Annotated in this window: 22 protein-coding genes; 16 read left to right on the forward strand and 6 right to left on the reverse strand. The window is 59.6% G+C overall.

Annotated features, from left to right (window positions below; all coding sequences use genetic code 11):
- Positions 1-16: 16 nt before the first annotated feature.
- The 9 genes from mgrA to rfaE1 all read left to right on the forward strand — a co-directional run bounded on the left by mgrA (position 17) and on the right by rfaE1 (position 8,607).
- The gene (gene mgrA, locus ACYQ1A_RS01025) at positions 17-1,012 is read left to right on the forward strand and encodes an L-glyceraldehyde 3-phosphate reductase (protein WP_499359450.1); all 996 of its coding nucleotides are present in this window, start codon (positions 17-19) and stop codon (positions 1,010-1,012) included.
- Between the two features lie 2 nt (positions 1,013-1,014).
- Positions 1,015-1,677, forward strand: a complete 663-nt coding sequence (gene cmk / locus ACYQ1A_RS01030) for a (d)CMP kinase (protein WP_499359453.1) — start codon at positions 1,015-1,017, stop codon at positions 1,675-1,677.
- Between the two features lie 207 nt (positions 1,678-1,884).
- Positions 1,885-3,585 carry a 30S ribosomal protein S1 gene (rpsA, locus tag ACYQ1A_RS01035; RefSeq protein ID WP_083459030.1) on the forward strand — a complete coding sequence of 567 codons (1,701 nt, stop codon included), beginning with the start codon at positions 1,885-1,887 and terminating at the stop codon, positions 3,583-3,585.
- Between the two features lie 14 nt (positions 3,586-3,599).
- Complete coding sequence (locus ACYQ1A_RS01040; protein WP_053938207.1) at positions 3,600-3,884, forward strand: integration host factor subunit beta; 285 nt, start codon at positions 3,600-3,602, stop codon at positions 3,882-3,884.
- A gap of 171 nt (positions 3,885-4,055) precedes the next feature.
- The gene (locus ACYQ1A_RS01045) at positions 4,056-4,364 is read left to right on the forward strand and encodes a LapA family protein (RefSeq protein WP_062221603.1); all 309 of its coding nucleotides are present in this window, start codon (positions 4,056-4,058) and stop codon (positions 4,362-4,364) included.
- 60 nt (positions 4,365-4,424) lie between these two features.
- The gene (gene lapB / locus ACYQ1A_RS01050; RefSeq protein ID WP_499359457.1) at positions 4,425-5,600 is read left to right on the forward strand and encodes a lipopolysaccharide assembly protein LapB; all 1,176 of its coding nucleotides are present in this window, start codon (positions 4,425-4,427) and stop codon (positions 5,598-5,600) included.
- Positions 5,601-5,643: 43 nt separating this feature from the next.
- The gene (pyrF, locus tag ACYQ1A_RS01055; protein WP_499359460.1) at positions 5,644-6,351 is read left to right on the forward strand and encodes an orotidine-5'-phosphate decarboxylase; all 708 of its coding nucleotides are present in this window, start codon (positions 5,644-5,646) and stop codon (positions 6,349-6,351) included.
- The gene (locus ACYQ1A_RS01060) at positions 6,348-7,664 is read left to right on the forward strand and encodes a UDP-glucose dehydrogenase family protein (protein WP_499359462.1); all 1,317 of its coding nucleotides are present in this window, start codon (positions 6,348-6,350) and stop codon (positions 7,662-7,664) included. Before pyrF ends, ACYQ1A_RS01060 begins: the two co-directional genes overlap by 4 nt.
- Complete coding sequence (gene rfaE1 / locus ACYQ1A_RS01065; protein ID WP_062221609.1) at positions 7,642-8,607, forward strand: D-glycero-beta-D-manno-heptose-7-phosphate kinase; 966 nt, start codon at positions 7,642-7,644, stop codon at positions 8,605-8,607. The genes ACYQ1A_RS01060 and rfaE1 overlap by 23 nt, the downstream gene beginning before the upstream one ends.
- A 108-nt stretch (positions 8,608-8,715) precedes the next feature.
- Here rfaE1 and ACYQ1A_RS01070 read toward each other — a convergent pair whose 3' ends face one another.
- From ACYQ1A_RS01070 to fdxA, 6 genes are all read right to left on the reverse strand, one after another.
- Positions 8,716-10,524: a sensor domain-containing diguanylate cyclase gene (locus tag ACYQ1A_RS01070; protein ID WP_499359464.1), complete on the reverse strand. Its 1,809-nt coding sequence runs from the start codon at positions 10,522-10,524 to the stop codon at positions 8,716-8,718.
- A 229-nt stretch (positions 10,525-10,753) separates the two neighbouring features.
- Positions 10,754-11,203: a 50S ribosomal protein L9 gene (rplI, locus tag ACYQ1A_RS01075; RefSeq protein ID WP_499359465.1), complete on the reverse strand. Its 450-nt coding sequence runs from the start codon at positions 11,201-11,203 to the stop codon at positions 10,754-10,756.
- Positions 11,204-11,220: 17 nt separating this feature from the next.
- Positions 11,221-11,448, reverse strand: coding sequence for a 30S ribosomal protein S18 (rpsR, locus tag ACYQ1A_RS01080; RefSeq protein WP_053938215.1), 228 nt, complete (start codon positions 11,446-11,448; stop codon positions 11,221-11,223).
- A gap of 11 nt (positions 11,449-11,459) precedes the next feature.
- Entirely contained in the window at positions 11,460-11,768 is a 309-nt protein-coding gene (priB, locus tag ACYQ1A_RS01085; RefSeq protein ID WP_499359467.1) for a primosomal replication protein N, read from the reverse strand.
- A gap of 25 nt (positions 11,769-11,793) precedes the next feature.
- Positions 11,794-12,159, reverse strand: coding sequence for a 30S ribosomal protein S6 (gene rpsF / locus ACYQ1A_RS01090; protein ID WP_053938217.1), 366 nt, complete (start codon positions 12,157-12,159; stop codon positions 11,794-11,796).
- A gap of 133 nt (positions 12,160-12,292) precedes the next feature.
- Positions 12,293-12,616, reverse strand: coding sequence for a ferredoxin FdxA (fdxA, locus tag ACYQ1A_RS01095; protein ID WP_499359469.1), 324 nt, complete (start codon positions 12,614-12,616; stop codon positions 12,293-12,295).
- A gap of 166 nt (positions 12,617-12,782) precedes the next feature.
- Between fdxA and gluQRS the strand changes: the two genes are divergently transcribed.
- The 7 genes from gluQRS (at position 12,783) to trpA (ending at position 21,021) form a co-directional block, all read left to right on the forward strand.
- Positions 12,783-13,724, forward strand: coding sequence for a tRNA glutamyl-Q(34) synthetase GluQRS (gene gluQRS / locus ACYQ1A_RS01100; protein ID WP_499359894.1), 942 nt, complete (start codon positions 12,783-12,785; stop codon positions 13,722-13,724).
- A 226-nt stretch (positions 13,725-13,950) separates the two neighbouring features.
- Positions 13,951-16,851 carry a motility hub landmark protein FimV gene (locus ACYQ1A_RS01105; RefSeq protein ID WP_499359471.1) on the forward strand — a complete coding sequence of 967 codons (2,901 nt, stop codon included), beginning with the start codon at positions 13,951-13,953 and terminating at the stop codon, positions 16,849-16,851.
- A gap of 48 nt (positions 16,852-16,899) precedes the next feature.
- Positions 16,900-17,493 (forward strand): CbiQ family ECF transporter T component, encoded by a 594-nt coding sequence (locus tag ACYQ1A_RS01110; protein WP_499359473.1) that lies wholly within the window; start codon positions 16,900-16,902, stop codon positions 17,491-17,493.
- Positions 17,490-18,272 carry a tRNA pseudouridine(38-40) synthase TruA gene (gene truA / locus ACYQ1A_RS01115; RefSeq protein ID WP_499359475.1) on the forward strand — a complete coding sequence of 261 codons (783 nt, stop codon included), beginning with the start codon at positions 17,490-17,492 and terminating at the stop codon, positions 18,270-18,272. Before ACYQ1A_RS01110 ends, truA begins: the two co-directional genes overlap by 4 nt.
- A 22-nt stretch (positions 18,273-18,294) precedes the next feature.
- Complete coding sequence (locus ACYQ1A_RS01120; RefSeq protein ID WP_499359477.1) at positions 18,295-18,921, forward strand: phosphoribosylanthranilate isomerase; 627 nt, start codon at positions 18,295-18,297, stop codon at positions 18,919-18,921.
- Positions 18,918-20,129 carry a tryptophan synthase subunit beta gene (trpB, locus tag ACYQ1A_RS01125; protein ID WP_062224691.1) on the forward strand — a complete coding sequence of 404 codons (1,212 nt, stop codon included), beginning with the start codon at positions 18,918-18,920 and terminating at the stop codon, positions 20,127-20,129. Before ACYQ1A_RS01120 ends, trpB begins: the two co-directional genes overlap by 4 nt.
- An 88-nt stretch (positions 20,130-20,217) precedes the next feature.
- Positions 20,218-21,021 (forward strand): tryptophan synthase subunit alpha, encoded by an 804-nt coding sequence (trpA, locus tag ACYQ1A_RS01130; protein WP_062224690.1) that lies wholly within the window; start codon positions 20,218-20,220, stop codon positions 21,019-21,021.
- Positions 21,022-21,023 lie beyond the last annotated feature (2 nt).

The raw sequence follows: 21,023 nt of genomic DNA on the forward strand, positions 1-21,023 counted from the left end.
TGGACAGGAATAAAGCATGACTTATATTGCGCACCCCGACCGTTACGATGACCGCATGCCTTATCGCCGCTGCGGCAATAGCGGCCTCAAGCTACCGGCCATCTCGCTGGGCCTCTGGCACAATTTTGGCGATAACAAGCCGTTTGATAACTCGCGCGCCATGGTGCGCGCGGCGTTCGACGCCGGTATCACCCACTTTGATCTGGCCAACAACTACGGTCCGCCCGCCGGTTCTGCCGAAGAAACCTTCGGCCGTTTGCTGGCCACTGATCTCAAGCCGTATCGCGATGAACTGATCATTTCGTCCAAGGCTGGCTGGCAAATGTGGCCCGGTCCGTATGGCGATTTCGGTAGCCGCAAATACCTGATGGCCAGTTGTGATCAAAGCCTGAAGCGTATGGGCCTGGACTACGTCGACATCTTTTATTCGCATCGTCCTGACCCGGATACCCCGATCGAGGAAACCATGGGCGCGCTCGATGCCATCGTGCGTCAGGGCAAGGCGCTGTACGTAGGTATTTCTTCGTACTCGGCCGAGCAAACCAAAGTGGCGGCACGCGTGCTGAAAGAATTGGGTACGCCCTGCCTGATCCATCAGCCGTCGTATTCGATGTTTGATCGCTGGATTGAAGATGGCCTGACCGACGTGCTGCAAGACGAAGGCATAGGCTCCATTGCCTTCTGCCCGCTGGCGCAAGGCCTGCTGACCAGCCGCTATCTGAATGGCGTGCCTGCCGATTCGCGCGCGGCCGACAGCAGCAATCCCTTCCTGTCGACTGACAAGGTGGAGCAACGCCTGGCGCAAGTCAAAAAGCTGAACGAAGTAGCGGTGGCGCGCGGGCAGACCCTGGCCCAGATGTCGCTGGCGTGGGCCTTGCGTACCGTCACCACTGTCATCATCGGCGCTAGCCGCGTGGAACAGATTGAAGAAAATCTGGGTGCGGTCAAGAACCTGGACTTCTCGGTCGAAGAACTGGCTCGCATCGAAGACATTCTGGCAGGACGAGGCTAAGCATGGCCGTACCGGTAATCGCCATTGATGGCCCGTCGGCATCTGGCAAAGGCACCATCGCGCAACGTGTGGCGGCGGCGCTGGGTTTTCATTATCTCGATTCCGGTGCGCTGTACCGGCTGACCGCGTTGGCGGCCAGCCGGCAAAGCATCCACTGGGATGACGAACATGGCGTGGCTGCCATCGCGCACGGCCTGGATGTGCGCTTTGAAGGCGAGCATATCTTTCTGGCGGGCGACGATGTCAGTCACGTCATTCGCTCCGAGACGATAGGCGTGGGCGCGTCGCAGGTTGCCGCTCTGCCGTTGGTGCGTGCGGCCTTGCTGGAACGGCAGCGTGCATTTGCGCAGATGCCAGGCCTGGTGGCCGACGGTCGTGACATGGGTTCGGTGGTGTTTCCGCAAGCGCCGCTCAAAGTATTTTTGACGGCGACTGCCGAAGTGCGGGCCACCCGTCGTTACAAACAGCTGCTCGGGCGGGGCGAAAGCGCAGACCTGGCGGCCATTACCGCTGACCTTGAGGCGCGCGACGCCCGTGACCGCGCGCGTAGCGTGGCCCCCTTGCAGCAACTGCCGGACGCGCATTTGCTCGAGACTTCGGCGCTGGGTATCGAGGCGGCGGTAGGCCAGGTGTTGCAGTGGTGGCAAGCGGCCGCACCGCACTGACCTTCCGATAATCGCTAAATACTTGAAGCGATGCGAAGAATTCTTTAACATCGCTGCTTTCGCGAGTCGTCCCTGTAGCTGGTGGCCGGCTCGCCTTTGCGCCGACAGGCGCGTTTTGGTGATCAATCCTGCGCAAAGCAGGCCTGATCTGGTGTAACTAACCCCCCTCCGGGCCTCAAGTCCGGGGATGCTGGAACTTCTCAACACATGACAACTGCAACCCTCAACACTTCCATGGAAAGCTTTGCAGCGCTTTTCGAGGAAAGCCTCACGCGTCAAGAGATGCGCGCAGGTGAAGTGATTACCGCCGAAGTCGTCGGTATCGATAATAACTTCGTGACCGTGAACGCCGGTCTGAAGTCGGAATCGCTGATTCCGCTGGAAGAGTTCAAGAATGACAACGGCGAAGTCGAAGTTGCAATCGGCGACTTCGTGCCGGTCGCGATCGACAGCCTGGAAAACGGCTACGGCGAAACCAAGCTCTCCCGTGAAAAGGCCAAGCGCCTGGCCTCGTGGATCGAGCTGGAAGACTGCCTGGAGAAGGGCGCCGTGATGACCGGTGTGATCTCTGGCAAGGTCAAGGGCGGCCTGACCGTTATGGTCAATGGCCTGCGCGCCTTCCTGCCGGGTTCGCTCGTCGACATCCGTCCGGTAAAAGACACCACCCCGTTCGAAGGCAAGCAGATCGAATTCAAGGTGATCAAGCTGGATCGCAAGCGCAACAACGTGGTGGTTTCGCGTCGCGCCGTTCTGGAAGAATCGCTGGGCGAAGAACGTCAGAAGCTGCTCGAAACCCTGCGCGAAGGCGCAGTGGTCAAGGGTATCGTCAAGAACATCACCGACTACGGCGCCTTCGTGGACCTGGGCGGCATCGATGGTCTGCTGCACATCACCGATCTGGCATGGCGTCGCGTGAAGCACCCGTCCGAAGTTCTGGCAGTTGGCGATGAAGTTGAAGCCAAGGTCCTGAAGTTCGACCAAGAGAAGAACCGCGTATCGCTGGGTCTGAAGCAACTGGGCGAAGATCCGTGGGTGGGCCTGTCCCGTCGTTACCCGCAAGGCACCCGTCTGTTCGGCAAGGTAACCAACCTGACCGACTACGGCGCGTTCGTTGAAATCGAACAAGGCATCGAAGGCCTGGTGCACGTGTCCGAAATGGACTGGACCAACAAGAACGTTCATCCGTCCAAGGTTGTTTCGCTGGGCGACGAAGTTGAAGTGATGATCCTGGATATCGACGAAGAGAAGCGTCGTATCAGCCTGGGCATGAAGCAATGCGCGGCTAATCCTTGGGACGAATTCGCTGAAAACTTCAAGAAGGGCGACAAGCTGAAGGGCGCGATCAAGTCGATTACCGACTTCGGCGTGTTCGTTGGCCTGCCTGGCGGCATCGATGGCCTGGTTCACCTGTCCGACCTGTCGTGGCAAGTGACTGGCGAAGAAGCCGTGCGCAACTTCAAGAAGGGCGACGAAGTTGAAGCCGTTGTTCTGTCGATCGACGTGGACAAAGAGCGTATCTCCCTGGGCATCAAGCAGCTCGAAGGTGATCCGTTCAACAACTACGTGGCCAGCAGCGACAAGGGCGCCATCGTCAAGGGTACCGTCAAGTCCCTGGATGCCAAGGGTGCTGTGATTGCGCTGACCGACGAAGTTGAAGGCTACCTGCGTTCGACCGAAGTTTCGCGTGACCGCGTTGAAGACATCCGTTCCGTCCTGAAAGAAGGCGATGCGGTTGAAGCCATGATCATCAACGTTGATCGCAAGAACCGTTCGATCAACCTGTCGATCAAAGCCAAGGACATGGGCGACGAGAAGGACGCAATGTCGCGTCTGTCGTCCGACGCCACTGCTGGTACGACCAACCTGGGTGCCCTGCTCAAAGCCAAGCTGTCTGGCTCGGCTGAGTAAGGAATCAAGGCAGCATGACGAAGTCCGAGCTCATCGCGAAACTCACCTCGCGCTATCCGCAACTGGTGACCAAAGACGCTGAGCTGGCCGTCAAGACCATCCTCGATGCCATGGCCAAAAGCCTGGCTCAAGGTCAGCGCATCGAGATCCGTGGCTTTGGCAGCTTTGACCTCAACTATCGGCCGCCACGCGTCGGTCGCAATCCGAAATCCGGCTCTCGAGTCGAGGTTCCGGAAAAGTTCGTGCCCCACTTCAAGGCGGGCAAGGAACTGCGCGAGCGCGTAGACGAACTGCTGTAATGGCTTGATAGCCCACCAGAAACGGCGCCCTTCGGGGCGCCGTTTTTACGTTTGCGGCCAGCTATGTATCGCCAGCAAGCCCCTGCGGTTACAGGTGCAAGGGAAATCCGGGATAGCCCGTCAGGCTTAATCGGCTACAATACGGCCGTAATCTAAACAGAGCGGAAGCCTATGCGTTACGTCTACGGGTTGATCAAGTTGCTGGTGTTTATCGTGTTGCTGGGCTTTGCCATGCACAATGCCGACACGGTGTCTTTGCAATTCTTCCTCGGCTATAGCTGGGAAGCGCCGCTCTCGATGATCCTGTTCGTGTTCTTTGCCGCTGGCGCCGTGTTCGCCTTTCTGGCCATGCTGGGTCAGGTGTTCCGCCTGCGCCGCGAAGTGGTGACCCTGCGCAAGGAATTGCGTGCCCGCACCCCGGTGCCGGTGGAAGTGGTCAGCGAGCCGCTGATGGTGGAACAACCGCGTGACGCCCTGTAAGCGGCTTACGTTTCTTTCTTTTGACTGCAAGACCAGTCTCAACTGGCCAGGTCCTTGTCCATGCTAGATTCCCAATACTGGTGGCTGATCTCCTTGCCCGCGTTTTTTGCGCTGGGCTGGATGGCGGCACGTATCGACATCAAACACGTTTTGTCCGAAACACGCTCGCTGCCTGCCGCGTATTTCAAAGGGCTTAACTATCTGTTGAACGGCGAGACCAATCGCGCCGTCGATGTCTATGTTGAAGTGGCACGCCACCACGCCGAAACGGTCGAGCTGCAATTTACGCTGGGCCACTTGTTCCGCCGCCGCGGTGAACTGGAGCGCGCGATCCGCATGCACCAGAAATTGCTGGCCCGTAACGAGCTGAACGATGTGCAGCGGCAGCAAGCGCAATTTGAACTGGCGCAGGATTTTATGAAGGCCGGGTTGTTTGATCGGGCCGAATCACTGCTGACTGAGCTGCAACATACCGATAACGCCCGCCTGGCTCGTACCGAGTTGCTGGCGGTCTATCAGCAAGAAAAAGCCTGGCGTAAAGCCATCGAGATCGCGCAACAACTGCGCGACGATTCGCATAACTATCAACACGAAATTGCCCAGTTCCACTGTGAACTGGCCGAGCAGGCCATGTCGCGGTCCTTGCCGGAAGAAGCGCATATCGAGTTGAACGCCGCGCTCAGTGCCAACCGCCAATGCGCACGCGCGCGTTCGTTGCTGGGTGACCTGGCCATGGCTGCAGGCGATGCCGATGAGGCAATCGCGCAATGGCTGGCGATTGAATCGCAAGATCCGGATTACCTGGCCCTGGTGGCACGCCGCCTGCTAACCGCGTGGGATGCCAAAGGCAAAACCACCGAAGGCACGCATCTGCTACTGCGTTTGCTCAGCCAGTACCCCGAGCTGGATGTGCTTGACCTGACCTACGAGCGTTTGATGGCGCAAAAGGGGCTGGAAGACGCTTACCAGTTTGTGCGCGAGCGTTTGCGCAATCACCCGACCATGCCGGGCCTGCGCCGCTTGCTGGAAACCCATCTGTTGATCGCCCCGGACGACCAGAAGCCGGAGCTGGAAATCATCGTGAAGTTGCTTAACGACGCAACGCGCGAGCAATCGATGTATTACTGCGGATCGTGTGGCTTCAAGGCGCGCCAGTATTTCTGGCACTGCCCGGCCTGCGCCGAGTGGGAGACCTTCTCCCCGGTGCGTGGCCAGCGTAGCCGCACGCCGCACTGAGCGCCGCCGCGCTCACCGGATAACACACTGCTGAAAAGGACCTATGTCTCAAGATCCTCGCATTATCGTCGCCCTCGATTACGCTGATCCCAAAGCCGCGCTGGCTTTTGCCGATCGGGTCAGCCCGCAGGAATGCCGGCTCAAGGTGGGCAAAGAGCTATTCACCCTGGCCGGCCCCGGCGTGGTGGAAAGCCTGATCGGGCGTGGCTTCGATGTGTTTCTCGACCTCAAATTCCACGACATTCCCAATACCGTGGCGCAAGCCTGCAAAGCGGCGGCGCAATTGGGCGTCTGGATGGTCAATGTGCACGCCTCCGGCGGCCGCAAGATGATGGAAACCACGCGTGATGCGCTGGAAGCCCTGCCGCAGCGTCCCTTGCTGATCGCGGTGACGGTGCTGACCAGCATGGATGCCGCGCAACTGGCTGACCTGGGCTTGCCCGGGCCGGAAGTGCAGGTGCCCCGCCTGGCGCAACTGGCGCAGCAGAGCGGGCTGGATGGCGTAGTGTGCTCGGCGCAAGAAGCGCAACAACTCAAAGCGCTCTGTGGCGCTGATTTTAAACTGGTGACGCCCGGTATCCGCCCCGCCGACGCCGCCCTCGATGACCAGAACCGGGTGATGACGCCTCAGGCCGCACTAAGTGCTGGCGCCGATTATCTGGTGATTGGCCGCCCGATCACGCAAAGCGCTGATCCCTTGGCCACCCTGCAAAAAATCAATCAGAACATCAAGGAAGTCACGGGCTTATGAAAATTACGGTGATTGGTACAGGCTACGTTGGCCTGGTGACCGGCGCATGCCTTGCCGAATATGGCAACGACGTGCTGTGTCTTGACCTCGACCAACGCAAGATAGATATCTTGCGCGCAGGAGGCATCCCCATTTACGAACCGGGGCTCGAAGACGTGGTGGCGCGTAATGTGGAAGCCGGTCGTCTGCGCTTCAGCACCGATATCGAAGAATCGGTGGCGCACGGCACGGTGCAGTTTATTGCGGTAGGCACGCCGCCCGGCGAAGATGGCTCGGCCGATCTGCAATACGTGACGGCCGCAGCACGCAATGTCGGCAAATACATGACCGACTACAAAGTAGTGGTCGATAAGTCGACCGTGCCGGTTGGCACGGCAGAAAAGGTGGCCGAAGCCATCCGTGATGAACTGGCCCGGCGCGGCATCGAAGTGCCGTTCGGCGTGGTCTCCAACCCCGAATTCCTGAAAGAAGGCGCTGCCGTCGATGACTTTATGCGCCCCGATCGTATTGTGGTCGGCGCCGAAGATGAGCGTGCCATCCGCATCATGCGCAGCATCTACCAGCCGTTCCAGCGCAATCACGAACGCATGCTGGTGATGGATATCCGTTCGGCCGAGCTGACCAAATACGCCGCCAATGCGATGCTGGCAACGCGCATCTCGTTTATGAACGAATTGGCGAATCTGGCCGAAAAGCTGGGTGCCGATATCGAACTGGTGCGCAAAGGCATCGGCTCTGATCCGCGCATCGGTTATAGCTTTTTGTATCCGGGCTGCGGCTATGGCGGCTCGTGTTTTCCCAAGGATGTCAAAGCGCTGCGCCGCACCGCCAGCGAATACGGCATGGATCTGCAAGTGCTCGGCGCAGTGGAGTCGGTCAACGACACGCAAAAAGAGCGGCTACTGCAGAAGGTGATCGACCGCTTTGGCGAAGATCTGCGCGGTCGACGTTTTGCGCTGTGGGGCCTGGCCTTCAAGCCACGGACCGACGACATGCGCGAAGCGCCCAGCCTGGTCATCATTGATGGCTTGCTCAGCCGCGGCGCGACCGTGTGCGCCTTTGACCCGGTCGCCATGCAGGAAGCCCGTCACACGCTGGGCGATCGCATCGATTACTCGGTGTCCCCGATGGGCACGCTCACCGACGCCGACGCGTTGTTGATCGTGACGGAATGGAAAGAATTCCAGTGCCCGGACTTTGAACGCATTGCCACCATGCTCAAGCAGCCGGTGGTCCTGGATGGCCGCAATCTGTATGACCCGGCCATGGTTCGTGAATACGGAATTGACTATGACGCCATCGGCCGCCGTTGAGACTACTGAAATAACCGCATTACGCGCCGCCGTCAGCACCGCCCGTGTGCTGGTGGTGGGCGATGTGATGCTGGATCGCTACTGGTTTGGCGATGTTGATCGCATCTCGCCCGAGGCGCCGGTGCCGGTGGCGCGCATCCGCAAAACGGATGAGCGCGCTGGCGGTGCCGCCAACGTGGCGCGCAATATCGCTGCGCTGGGTGGCAAGGCGACGCTGCTGGCCGTGGTGGGCGAGGACGAGGCGGGCGACAGCCTGGAGCGTCTGCTGATCGCCGATGGCGTAGATGCGCAGCTGTATCGCGATCCGGCCATCGCCACCACCGTCAAACTGCGCGTGTTGGCCAAGCAACAGCAGTTGCTGCGCATCGATTTTGAGGAATCACCCAGCCACGAAATCCTGGCCAGCAAACTCGACGATTTCCGCCGTTTGTTGGCCGATATCGACGTGGTCATCCTGTCGGATTACGGCAAGGGCGGTTTGCGCCATGTCTACGAGATGATTGCGGCGGCACGCAATGCCAACAAACCGGTGCTGGTTGATCCCAAGGGTGAAGACTATGCGCGCTATCGTGGCGCGACCTTGCTCACGCCCAATCGCTCCGAGTTTCGCCAGGTGGCCGGCCCGTGGCGCGACGAGGCCGATCTGGTGGCCAAGGCGCAGTCTATGCGTGAACAGCTTGATCTGGATGCACTGCTGGTCACCCGCAGCGAAGAAGGCATGACGTTGTTCCGCAAACAGGGCGTTAATCACACGCCAACGCTGGCACGCGAGGTGTATGACGTATCCGGTGCGGGCGATACCGTGATCGGCACGCTGGGTTTGATGCTGGCTGCGGGGCAGGCTTTGCCGGAAGCGATGCAGTGGTCCAATCGTGCGGCCGGGATCGTGGTGGGCAAGCTCGGTACCGCGGTGTGTACCACGGATGAATTGTTTGGCGCTTGAAGGCCGCAATAGCGCAAAAAACGGGCGAGGATTTTATCCTCGCCCGTTTTTTTATAATCACCGCGCTGGCCGCGCTGGCCGCGCTGGCCGCGCCGTAGCGCCGGGCCATTAAGTCACCACCGCATCGGGTGGCATTTCCACTTCCACTCGGTTCTTGCCCGCTTGCTTGGCGCGGTACATCGCCGCATCGGCGCGGTCGATGGCTTCGCTGCCGGTTTCGCCCGGCGCCAACAAGGTAACGCCCGCGCTGAAGGTAATCAGCACTTTGTCGTTGTTGTGCAAAAAGAAGCGCCGGGTCAGCTCACGCTGCAAACGCAGCATGGCCGCTTCGGATTCACGCAGATCGGTTTCGGGCAGGAGCAGTACAAATTCCTCTCCGCCATACCGTGCGATTTTGTCGGTGGGTCGCAGCAACGATTTGACCACAGCCACCAAATGGATCAGCGCCTGGTCGCCTGCGCTATGGCCGCGCAAATCGTTCAGCTTCTTGAAGTTATCGATATCGAGCAAAGCCAGCCCCAGCGGCTTGCCGCTACGCTGGGCGCGCGAGGATTCGACCGCCAGGGTTTCGTCCAGACCACGCCGGTTCATCGCCCCGGTCAACTGATCCTCGCGTACCTTTTCGCTGACTGCCTGCAGTTCTTTTTCCAACTCGTCGATGCGGGTTTGTGCCTCGTTGACGCGGGTGCGCGCTTCGAGCAATTCATCGCGACTGCGCACCACATCAAGCTGCATCGAGCGGGTGTCGTGGGTCAGGTTTTCCAACACCACTTTCAGATCGGACAGGTTGTTGCTGCGGCTGATTTGCTCGGAATAAGTGGTGATGCGTTGCTGGTATTGGTCGGTGCTGTCGGAAATGGTGCCGAGGCGATCAATAAAGGTCGACATCATCGATTTGAGTGCCGCTTGCGCCTCCCGCAGCCCTTGCTTGAGCACGCTTTGCTTGTAGATCACTTCCTTGATACCGGCTTCGGCATCGTAGATCAGCCGCATATCCAGCGGCTGCGCCATGATTTCTTGTACCACGGCGATCTGGCCCCGAACCCAGGTCTCATCAACGATGATCTCGCCAATATTGTCGGTAAGCAGGCGCAGCAGGCTTAACAGGCCATCGCACAGCCGCGTTTCTTGTGAATTGCTTAGCTCCAGCCGGATCCAGAATTTCTTGAGCCGCGGCATAAACTTTTGCAAATCGCTTTCATTGGCGACCGCATCGGCTTCACGCGCGAGGGCGGCGGCCTCGATGGCGATGTCAGGGTAATGCGTCAGGCGGGCGGCCAAGCCCAAATCGAGCGCGTGCGACAGGGCTTCGCGCCATTCCGCCCAGCCAGCGGGGCCGCCTGCTGCGCCGGGGTCCAGCGCCATGGGTGCAATGCTGGAGGCCGGTTGCACCGCCTCATCGGCTTCGCTGACGCCCTCGGACGGTGTGCCGGTTTCGCTCCAGGCGCGGACCAGTCCGTCGAGTTTTTCGTTCAGCGAGGACGGGTCGCCACCAAAATTGATCAACACGCGTTCCAGCGCATCTTGCTTGCGCGCGGCGGTGTAATTGGGATTGCGCAAATCCCACTGCTTGACCAGATCGCGGATCAGCTCGGCCCAGCCCCGCGCCAGTTGCGTCTGGCCGCCTTGCAGCTCGACACAGCGGATGGCCAGCTCGGTGACTTTCTCCCAGTTGCTGGCGCGGATGCAGCGGCGCAACTGGTCGAGCGAACGGGACAGTTCGGGGGATTGGCGCGGCAAGGCCGATAGCGTGTCTTCCAGCTGTTTGGCCAGCGGCGGAATGCGCTCTTCTTCGGGCGTGCCGGCGATGCCGTGGTAAATCTCTTCGTAATGATCAGGAGTGGGCGGAATGCGCCGCACCGCCAGCTGCTTGAAGGTTTCGCGCGCGACATCGGTCGGATTGATCAACTTGCGCATAGCTATAGGCTTCCTTGGGCAGTGCCGGTGTTCTGATAAAACAGAGAGTGATTATAGAGAGAAGGGCGGGCAAATGCCGCTGCCAACGGGCTGTTTTTTTCGGCCGCACAGGCGCTGTGTTGCATGTACGCATCGCGATACAAAGGCGCCGGGCATAAAAAAACGGGAAGCCTGAGCTTCCCGTTTTTATGGGAGTGATGCAGCGGTTGTAAACAACCGCCGGGTGAGCTTAGTGCTCGCCAACCACAACCACTTTTACGTCGACGGTTACGTCGTGGTGCAAACCCAGCACCAGATCGTATTCGCCCACAGCCTTCAGGGCGCCTTCCGGCAGACGGACTTCGTTCTTGCTCACTTCGTGACCTGCTGCGGTAAACGCATCAGCGATGTCAGCGGTGCCAACCGAACCAAACAGACGGCCATCCACACCAGCCTTCTGGCTGATGGTGACAGAAACGCCGTTCAGCTTTTCTGCACGGGACTGTGCACCCGCCAGGATTTCAGCTTGACGCTTTTCCAGTTCGGCGCGACGAGCTTCAAACTCTTGCAGGTTAGCGTCGGTAGCGCGCTTGGCTTTGCCTTGGGGGATCAGGAAGTTACGGGCGAAGCCGTCCTTCACTTTAACAACATCACCCAGACCGCCCAGGTTGCCTACTTTTTCGAGAAGAATAATTTGCATGTTATATGTTCCCCGACTTAGTGCAGGTCGGTGTACGGCAGCAGAGCCAGGAAGCGCGCGCGCTTGATGGCAGCCGACAGTTGACGTTGGTACTTGGCCTTGGTGCCGGTGATACGGGCCGGGATGATCTTGCCGTTTTCAGCGATGAAATCTTTCAGGAGCGCGGTGTCCTTGTAGTCGATTTCTTTGATGCCTTCAGCGGTAAAGCGGCAGAATTTCTTCCGCTTGAAAAGATTACGAGACATGGATAGATCCTTTAATTCAACAATTCGTACTGTTCGATGTGCAGTACCAGGCGGCTACGTTGTTTTTGTCCGGCACTGGCGAGAAACCCGCCAATCTGTAGTGCCTGACCGATTGCAACCTGCTCAACAAACCGTTTGGCCAGTGGGCCGGTAATCTTGGCCACTGCTTCCAGGGTAACGCGTCGGGCCATGCCGTTTTGCTGTTGTTCCGATTCGTGCAGCAAAGTCACTTCAAGAATCGGGATGCCAGCGGGGGTTAGCCTTAGCGCTTGTTTTTCAAGCAATGTTGCAGTCAACGTGACCTGGTTACTGATCGTCACTGGTTTAGTGCTTGCGCTTTGCAGCTTAAGCAGCCTGGCCTTCTTGCGAAGCCGGGGTCAGCGAGCGGGACTTTTCTTCCTTCATCATCGGGGAAGCTTCGGTCACAGCGTGTTCCATCTTGGTGGTCAGATGGCGCAGTACGGCGTCGTTGAACTTGAAGGCGTGCTCGAGTTCGTCCAGGGTTTCCTGGCCGATCTCTACGTTCAGCAGAACGTAGTGAGCCTTGTGGATTTTCTGGATCGGGTAAGCCAGTTGACGGCGGCCCCAGTCTTCCAGGCGGTGGATCGTGCCGTTGCCCGTAGCGATCAGGGACTTGTAACGGTCGATCATGGCGGGCACTTGCTCGCTCTGATCGGGGTGCACGATAAATACGATTTCATAATGTCGCATGTGCTCTCCTTACGGATTGGTTCAGCCTGCCGCGTGCGACGACGGTCAGACAAGGGGTGAATCGGCGATTATAGCCAGTTTCGCGATTGCACGGCAACCGCGAAAACAATCAGGCAAATAGTCGTCTGCGCGATCAGCGCTCGATCTGGTCAAACTTGCCGTTTACGCCAGCCCAGGTTTCGTGATCGTCCATCGGGTCTTTTTTCTCGACGATGGCAGGCCACACCTGCGACATTTCGGCGTTCAGGGCAATGTATTGCTGCATATCGCCCGGCACGTCGTCTTCTGCATAAATGGCCTCAACCGGGCATTCAGCCACGCACAAAGTGCAATCAATGCACTCGTCCGGATCAATAACCAGAAAATTAGGGCCTTCGCGGAAGCAATCCACCGGGCAAACGTCAACGCAGTCGGTGTACTTGCATTTAACACAGGCGTCGGTGACAACGTAGGTCATGATTAGTCCTTGTCTGGAGTCGGGATGCGAGCAGCGCCTGAGGCCTGCTCTGTATAAAATGGGCCGGTTAGCCGGGCATTTTAGCGTAAAGCCTGGCTGCCCTGAAGCAATTACATGGTGTGCGCGCCCCCAATGAAGCGCGGTTTTGCATATATCCCATATTGATATGTCCGATAACGTCCCGTCTTTTCCGGTTCTATCGCCGGCGCGGCCCGCTGCGTATTGCGGCCGCTTTGCCCCCAGTCCGACCGGCGATCTTCATCAAGGCTCGCTGATTGCGGCGGTGGCCAGCTATCTGGATGCGCGCGCCCACGCTGGACGCTGGTTGGTTCGTATGGAGGACCTCGATGTCAGGCGCTGCGTGCCGGGTGCGGCCGATCGCATTCTGCGTTTGCTGGAGGCGTGGGGTTTTGAATGGGATGGTGCGGTCATCTATCAAAACAGCCCGGAGCGGCAGCAGCGATATGCCGAGGTGCTACAAAGCTTGCGCGAAGCTGACATGGTTTATCCCTGTGGCTGTTCGCGCAAAGAAATTGCCGAGGTGGCGCATGCCGGCATTGATGGCCCGGTTTATCCCGGCACTTGTCGGCACGGTTTGGCGCCGGGGCGTGAACCGCGCGCCTGGCGGATACGAACGGTAGATACGCCGCTGCGATTTATTGATTTAATTCAGGGTGCGCAAAGCGCTAGCCTTGCCAAAGAGGTGGGCGATTTTGTGTTGCGGCGTGCCGACGGTTTGTTTGCATATCAATTGGCGGTGGTGGTGGATGATCAAGATCAGGGTGTGACGCATATCGTGCGCGGCGCTGATCTGCTTGATTCGACCCCCCGTCAGAATTATTTGCGGCAATTGCTGCATTATCGGCTTCCGGAATATGCGCATATTCCGGTGCTAGCCAATGCGGCGGGCGAAAAATTAAGCAAACAAACCCGCGCAGCCGCATTACAAAAAGCAGATGCAGTCGCGGCCATCTGGTCGGCATTGTCGTTTTTAGGGCAACAGCCGCCGGCGGAGTTAGCGCAAGGGGCGTTAATGCCGCTGTGGGATTGGGCGCGTCAGCACTGGCAACTGAGCCGGATTGCACGGCAACGCAGTATCAGTAGTTAAAAAAACAGGGGTAATCGGTATTCATTCTGTTGTATTGATTGAATGGAATGGATATTTGATTTGACAATGACAATTGAATTGGCGATTTTTGCAATTCTGACCGGGTCAGGATTGCCGGTGGCAAGCGCCTTGCGGGGCTTTGCTGCCGGGTGTTATGTTCTCGTCCCTGATTGGGATGCGGCGTGATCGCAACGTGTCTTAAGCAATAAAAGCAACGGGGGAAGCTGTGCCTATCAAAACTGGAGTCAAAGCCTGCGTACTGGCGCTGATGATTGCGGCGCCATGGGGAGCCGAAGCAGCCGGGTTGGGACGTTTAAATGTCTTGTCCGGGCTGGGGCAACCGTTCCGCGGCGAAATCGACCTGGTTTCCGTGCAGCCGGAAGAAGCCGATTCGCTGGTAGTCAGTCTGGCGCCGCCAGAGGCTTTCAGCGCGGCGCAAGTGCCTTATCCCACGGGGGGTCTGGGCTTGCGCTTTCAGATCGACAAGCGCCCCAATGGTCAGTACTACGTGGTGGTCAATTCCGCGCAAGTCATCAGCGAACCCGTGCTTGATCTGGTCGTAGACCTGAATTGGGCATCGGGCCGCATTCAACGCACCTATACCGCTTTGATTGATCCGGTTGGCTACAACAACGCCAATACCGGTAATGGCAATGGCGGTCTTGCGGCTAATAATTTCAGTGGCACCCGCACGGTGGGTCGTCCGATTGCACCGGCCAGTCCGGCCGTAAGCAGCCGCGCCAGCCGTCGCCGCGCCCGTGTGGCGGCGCCCGCTCCGGCTGACACCGCGTCGGCCGCGGTGGCACAAGCGCCAGCGGCATCTGCGGCCGGTGACAATGCCGGCGCCGATACTTATACCGTCAAGTCCGGCGACACTTTGTCCAGCATTGCCCGTTCGGTACGGCCGGGTGGCGTCAGTCTCGAACAAGTGCTGGTCAGCTTGTATCGCAATAACAGCGCGGCTTTTGACGGCAATATGAACCGCCTCAAGCGCGGCCGCATCCTGCAGGTGCCGACGCCCGAAAAGATGGGCGAAGTCAGCCGCAAGGACGCCGCCAAAGAAATCCATCTGCAATCGCAAAACTGGCACGCCTATCGCGACCAGGTGGCGGAAAACGCCGAAAAAGCGCCAGCGGCTGAATCAGGCAATGCCTCGGCCAGCGGCAAGATTGGCGCCAAAGTAGAAGACAAGGGCGCGACCGAAGGGCAGCAGAGCAAAGATGTGCTGAAGCTGTCCAAAGGTTCGGACAAGGCCGCCGCCAACGGTGGTAGTAAAGACGCGAAAGAAGAAGCGCGCGTTGGCAAACAGAAAGAACTGCAAGAAGCGCAAGACCGCGTCAATGCGCTGAAGCACAACGTTAAAGACATGAAGGGTTTGTTGGCCATGCAAGGCGCTGCCTCTGCTGCCAAAGCCACGCCGACCCCGGCTCCGACTGCAGCGCCCAGCGCCGCGCCGACGCCAGCGCCGACTGCAGCACCGGTGGCTGCCGTTGCCAGCGCCGCTGCTTCGGCACCCGTCGCTGCAGCCAGCGAAGTTGCATCGGCTCCGGCCGCTGCTTCCGCCGTTGCCAGCGCACCCGCCGTGGTGCACAAACGCCGCGTAATTCCGGTCACCGTGCCGGTGCAAGAGCCGTCGTTGATGGATACGCTGCTGGATGATCCGCTGGTGCCAGGTGGCATTCTGGCCGTGTTGTTGCTGGGGGCCGGTGCCTTCTTCTATATGCGTCGGCGCAAAAAGCCTGCCGCATTTGAGGACAGCATCATCACTGGCGGCGACCTGAAGCCGAATACCGTGCTGGGCCAGACCGGCGGTGCGGTGATCAGCACGCAACCGACCGAAAACTCTTTCCTGACCGACTTCAGCCGGCAAGGCCTTGGCACCATCGATACCGACGAAGTCGATCCGATAGCCGAAGCCGAGGTTTACATGGCCTATGGCCGTGATGCCCAGGCGGAAGAAATTCTCAAGGACGCTTTGTCGAAAGACCCGTCGCGCCACGAAATCCGCATGAAATTGCTGGAAATCTATGCGGCCCGCAAAGACAAGACCTCGTTTGAGGAAGTTGCTACCGATCTGTACGCGGCGCAAAACGGCCGTGGTCCTTTGTGGGAACAAGCGGCTTATACCGGCCGCACGCTGGACCCGGAAAATCCTTTGTACGGTCGGCAGGAAGCGGCGGCTGAGCCGGCGCTGGGCGCGGGCACTGCATTGGCCGGTGCCGCGGTGGCGGGTGTGGCCGTAGCTGGTGCTGCTGCCGCCGCTGAAGCCGCACGGCACGATCTTGATTTTGATCTGGGCTCTGATCCGGTCGCTGCGGCTGAGCCTGCTGCGCTACTGGCGGAAACCCCGGCGCCGTTTGAGCCGGAAATCCAGATTGCACCGCCGTCGCAAGCGCCGATGTTTGATATGCCGCATCTGGAGCCGGTGGCTGAGCCCGTTGCGCAAGACAGCATCGCCGCTGATCTGGCGGCCGATCTTGGCAATGATCTCGACTTTGATCTGGACCAGTTCAGCGTGCCGGAAGCCCCGTCTGCACCGTTGGCTGAGCCGACGCTCAATCCCGCCATCGATAGCGATCCGCTGGCTGATCTGAATGCCACGGCTGAGCTGGATCATGATCTGGACTTCGGGCTGGATAGCGGTTTTGAAGCCCACACCGCTAGCCCGCTGGATGAGCCCAGTCCGCAGAGCCCGAGCTTTGAGGCCGAACCCGATTACTCGGCCGATCTGGGTAGTCTGGAAGATACCGATCTGGATCTCGATCTGGACCTGGGCGCGCTGGATATGCCGGAAGAAGTGTCGGCTGCGCCGGCGCCCGCCGAAATTCCGGATGATCTTGGCCTCGACTTCAGCTTTGATCTGAACGAACCCGCCGTTGCCACACCAGCCCCGGCCGTACCGGGTCTGGACACGCTGGATCTGGCATTGACGCCGCCGCCAGCGGGTCAGGATCTGCAAAGCACTGACTTTGCCGGCGATGATCCGGTGCAGACCAAGATTGATCTGGCGCGTGCTTATATCGATATGGGCGACGTGGAAGGTGCGCGTGAAATCCTGCAAGAAGCGCTGGGTGAGGGCAATGCCAATCAACAAACCGAAGCGCGTAGCCTGCTGGATGCGCTGTAAGGCCAAGGCGTAGTGCATCCGGCAAATCGGGTTCTTTGCTGGCTATGGGTGGCGTGTGTGCTGCAGTTGTTGCGGCCCACGCCACTTGTCGTTTGCGCCGTCTTGCTGGTGGTGCTGACCAGCTGGCTGGAGTGGGCGCGCATGGCGCGTATGCTGCGCCGCGTGCGCATACTGTTGCTGGCCATCTTGCTGGTGTACGGCTATTCCACGCCCGGCTTGTATGTGTGGTCGGGCTGGGGCGCGCCAACGCGCGAAGGCTTGTTGGCGGGGGGGCTGCAAAGTCTGCGCTTGCTGGCGGTGCTCAGCGCTTTGCAATGGCTATTGCGCGGCATGGATCGAAATCGCTTGTTTGCCGGCTTGTACGTGCTGGCGGCGCCGCTGCGCGGCTTGGGTGTGGATCGTGAACGCTGGGCCTTGCGCCTGGCGCTGACCATGGACCAGGCCGAAACGCTGCTTGCCGAAAAACAGGACTGGCGCGGCTTATGGCGGCAGTTGGGCGCGCTGGATCAACTGCCCCAAGCCATGGCCACGCAGGTTATTCTGCCGCAAGAGCGGCTCGGCCTCGCGCAGCGCGGCTTGCTGATCGGGCTGCTGTCAGGCATCGTGCTAACCTTCGTTTTTTTCTTACCGGTTTTCGCATGAGATACGCGCTCGCCATCGAATATGACGGCCGGGCTTTTTGTGGCTGGCAAATCCAGCCCGATCAGCTGACGGTTCAGGGCGCGCTTGAAGACGCCGTTTCGCGCATGGCTGGCCAGGCCGTTCGCGTGCACGCGGCCGGGCGTACCGATACCGGCGTGCACGCCAGCGGCCAGATCGCGCATTTCGACACCGACGTGCAACGCCCGCTGACTGCCTGGGTGCGCGGCGTAAACAGCTTTTTGCCCGATGGGGTGGCGGTGCGCTGGGCGCAGGCAGTGCCCGATACGTTTCATGCACGGTTTTGCGCCACCTCGCGCCACTATCGATATCTGCTGTTGAATCATCCGGTGCGCCCGGCCTTGTTGGCGGGGCGGGTGGGCTGGATCCATAACCCGCTGGACCTGGATGCCATGCGCGCCGCGGCGCGCTTGTTGCTCGGTACGCACGATTTCAGCAGCTTTCGCGCCGCCGAATGCCAGGCCAAAACGCCGATCAAGACCATGAAGCGGGTGGAGATCAGTGCCACCGGCACCTTGTTGAATATCGACTTTGAAGCCGACGCCTTTCTGCACCACATGGTGCGTAATTTAATGGGCGCGCTATTGCATATCGGCAAAGGCAACGCAGCGCCGGCATGGATACTCGAGATGATGGCCTTGCGCGACCGTACCGTCGCGCCGCCCACCTTCATGCCGGATGGGCTGTATCTGGCTGGGGTAAGCTACCCGGCCGAATTTGGCCTGGCCAGCGAGCCCGATCCGCGTTACGGTCTGATCTGACCGCCCACCGTCTGGACACGCTATGAGCCCACGTTTTCCCCGTATCAAGATTTGCGGCCTGCGCGATGCCGCCACCGTCAAACTGGTGGCGGATGCGGGTGCCGATGCCATCGGGTTTGTTTTTTACCCACCCAGTCCGCGCAATGTGGCCGTGGCAGAGGCGCAATCCCTGCTGGCCGCAGCGCCTGCCTTTGTGACGACGGTGGGTTTGTTCGTCAATGCCGACGCCGACTGGCTCACGCAGACCCTGCAGCATTTGCCACTTGATCTGCTGCAGTTTCATGGCGATGAGACGCCCGAATACTGTCGCAGCTTTGGTCGACCGTATATCAAAGCAGTGCGAGTAAAACCGGGCACAAATTTGTTAGAATACGCAGCGCTTTACCATGACGCGCGCGGTTTGCTGGTCGACGCGTTTGTCGAAGGCACCCCCGGTGGTACCGGTGAAGCATTTGATTGGTCACTGATTCCTGCAGATTTGCCCTTGCCGTTGATTTTGTCCGGCGGGCTGCATGCAGGGAATGTGGCAGAGGCCATTGCCGCGGTGCAGCCGTGGGCAGTGGATGTATCCAGCGGCGTCGAAGCCAGCCGCGGGACCAAAGATCACGGCAAGATCGTCGAATTCATCAAGGCAGCGAGAAGCGCATGAACGATTTCCTTCGTTACGACCAACCTGATTTGCAGGGCCATTTTGGCCAGTTCGGCGGCATTTATGTGGCCGAAACCCTGATGCCCGCGCTGGATGAATTGCGCGTCGAATACGAAAAGGCCAAAGCTGATCCGGCTTTCATGGCCGAATACCATCACGAACTCAAACACTATGTCGGTCGCCCGTCGCCGATTTATCACGCCAAACGCTGGTCCGATCTGCTGGGCGGCGCGCAGATTTATCTGAAGCGTGAAGACCTGAACCACACCGGCGCGCACAAAGTAAACAACACCATCGGCCAGGCCTTGCTGGCGCGCCGCATGGGCAAGAAACGCGTGATTGCCGAAACCGGCGCGGGCCAGCACGGCGTGGCCACGGCCACCGTAGCGGCGCGTTACGGTCTGGAATGCGTGGTGTATATGGGCGCCGAAGACGTCAAGCGGCAGTCGCCCAATGTGTTCCGCATGAAACTGCTGGGCGCCACCGTGGTGCCGGTTGAGTCGGGCTCCAAAACGTTGAAAGACGCGATGAACGAAGCGATGCGCGACTGGGTGACCAATGTCGACAGCACCTATTACATTATCGGCACCTGCGCTGGCCCGCATCCGTATCCCAAGCTGGTACGCGATTTCCAGTGCGTGATCGGCGAAGAAGCCAAATTGCAGATGCCGGAGATGATCGGCCGTCAGCCCGATTACGTGGTGGCCTGCGTGGGCGGTGGTTCCAACGCCATTGGCATCTTCCATCCGTATGTGCCGGTTGAAGGCGTACGTTTGATTGGTGTGGAAGCGGGTGGGGATGGCGTCGAAACCGGTCGCCACGCCGCGCCGCTGACCGCCAATGTCGGTACCGGCGTGCTGCACGGCAACCGCATGTACCTGATGCAGGATGAAGACGGCCAGGTGGCGGACACGCACTCGGTGTCGGCGGGCCTCGATTATCCGGGCGTCGGCCCCGAGCATTGCTACCTCAAAGACATCCATCGCGCCGAATATGTGGCGGTCACCGACAGCGAAGCGATTGCGGCATTCCACGATCTGAGTCGTTTTGAAGGTATCATCCCGGCGCTGGAATCCAGCCATGCGCTGGCGCATGCCGCCAAACTGGCGAAAACGCTGCCGAAAGACCAGGTGATTCTGGTTAATCTGTCCGGCCGTGGCGACAAAGATATCCCGACCATGGCGCGCCTGGCTGGCATCGAACTGTAAGCACTCGCGATCGTTAATCCGCTGCGCGCCACGTCGTCCATTGCGATGACTGGCGCGTTTCTACCCTCAGACTAAAAGACGGAAGATTATGTCCCGCATCCAGAACACGCTCGCCGCACTGGCGCAACAAGGCCGGCAAGCGCTGATCCCGTACATTACCGCAGGCGATCCGCGCCCCGGCATTACGGTAGAACTTATGCACGCGCTGGTGGATGGCGGTGCCGATGTGATCGAACTGGGTGTGCCGTTTTCTGATCCGATGGCCGATGGCCCGGTCATCCAGCGCGCCAACGAACGCGCGCTGGCGCACAAGACCAGCCTGCGCCACGTGGTGCAGATGGTGGCCGAATTCCGCAAGACCAACGCCGCTACCCCGGTGGTGCTGATGGGTTATGCCAACCCGGTGGAGCGTTGGGGTTATCAGGACTTTGCCGCCACCGCGCATGCCGCAGGCATTGATGGTTTGCTGGTGGTAGATATGCCGCCCGAAGAAGCCGAGCCGCTGGCCAATGTGTTGAAGGCCAACCGCATCGACCCGATTTTCCTGATGGCGCCGACCACGCCGGTGTCGCGCCTGCAGGCCATCGATCGCCTGGCCAGTGGCTATGGCTATTATGTTTCTCTGAAAGGTGTGACCGGCGCGTCGCATCTTGATCTTTCGAACGTGGCCGAAAAGCTGGCGGTGATTAAACAACACCTCAGCATTCCGGTCGGCGTGGGCTTTGGTATCCGTGATGCCGACACCGCCCGCAGCGTTGCGCAAATTGCCGACGCCGTGGTGATCGGGTCGCGTCTGGTGCAAGAAGTGGAAGCTGGCGAAGAAGGCCTGGCAGAACGCCTGACCACCTTCCTCAAAGGCGTCCGTGCGGCCATGGATACGGCTCGCGCATAAGG

Source organism: Silvimonas sp. JCM 19000, assembly GCF_054652575.1.

Bases quoted from the DNA above. Each gene is read 5' to 3' on its own strand.
- mgrA (WP_499359450.1), top strand. From the start codon at position 17: ATGACTTATATTGCGCACCCCGACCGTTACGATGACCGCATGCCTTAT.
- cmk (WP_499359453.1), top strand. From the start codon at position 1,015: ATGGCCGTACCGGTAATCGCCATTGATGGCCCGTCGGCATCTGGCAAA.
- rpsA (WP_083459030.1), top strand. From the start codon at position 1,885: ATGACAACTGCAACCCTCAACACTTCCATGGAAAGCTTTGCAGCGCTT.
- ACYQ1A_RS01040 (WP_053938207.1), top strand. From the start codon at position 3,600: ATGACGAAGTCCGAGCTCATCGCGAAACTCACCTCGCGCTATCCGCAA.
- ACYQ1A_RS01045 (WP_062221603.1), top strand. From the start codon at position 4,056: ATGCGTTACGTCTACGGGTTGATCAAGTTGCTGGTGTTTATCGTGTTG.
- lapB (WP_499359457.1), top strand. From the start codon at position 4,425: ATGCTAGATTCCCAATACTGGTGGCTGATCTCCTTGCCCGCGTTTTTT.
- pyrF (WP_499359460.1), top strand. From the start codon at position 5,644: ATGTCTCAAGATCCTCGCATTATCGTCGCCCTCGATTACGCTGATCCC.
- ACYQ1A_RS01060 (WP_499359462.1), top strand. From the start codon at position 6,348: ATGAAAATTACGGTGATTGGTACAGGCTACGTTGGCCTGGTGACCGGC.
- rfaE1 (WP_062221609.1), top strand. From the start codon at position 7,642: ATGACGCCATCGGCCGCCGTTGAGACTACTGAAATAACCGCATTACGC.
- ACYQ1A_RS01070 (WP_499359464.1), bottom strand. From the start codon at position 10,524: ATGCGCAAGTTGATCAATCCGACCGATGTCGCGCGCGAAACCTTCAAG.
- rplI (WP_499359465.1), bottom strand. From the start codon at position 11,203: ATGCAAATTATTCTTCTCGAAAAAGTAGGCAACCTGGGCGGTCTGGGT.
- rpsR (WP_053938215.1), bottom strand. From the start codon at position 11,448: ATGTCTCGTAATCTTTTCAAGCGGAAGAAATTCTGCCGCTTTACCGCT.
- rpsF (WP_053938217.1), bottom strand. From the start codon at position 12,159: ATGCGACATTATGAAATCGTATTTATCGTGCACCCCGATCAGAGCGAG.
- fdxA (WP_499359469.1), bottom strand. From the start codon at position 12,616: ATGACCTACGTTGTCACCGACGCCTGTGTTAAATGCAAGTACACCGAC.
- gluQRS (WP_499359894.1), top strand. From the start codon at position 12,783: ATGTCCGATAACGTCCCGTCTTTTCCGGTTCTATCGCCGGCGCGGCCC.
- truA (WP_499359475.1), top strand. From the start codon at position 17,490: ATGAGATACGCGCTCGCCATCGAATATGACGGCCGGGCTTTTTGTGGC.
- ACYQ1A_RS01120 (WP_499359477.1), top strand. From the start codon at position 18,295: ATGAGCCCACGTTTTCCCCGTATCAAGATTTGCGGCCTGCGCGATGCC.
- trpB (WP_062224691.1), top strand. From the start codon at position 18,918: ATGAACGATTTCCTTCGTTACGACCAACCTGATTTGCAGGGCCATTTT.
- trpA (WP_062224690.1), top strand. From the start codon at position 20,218: ATGTCCCGCATCCAGAACACGCTCGCCGCACTGGCGCAACAAGGCCGG.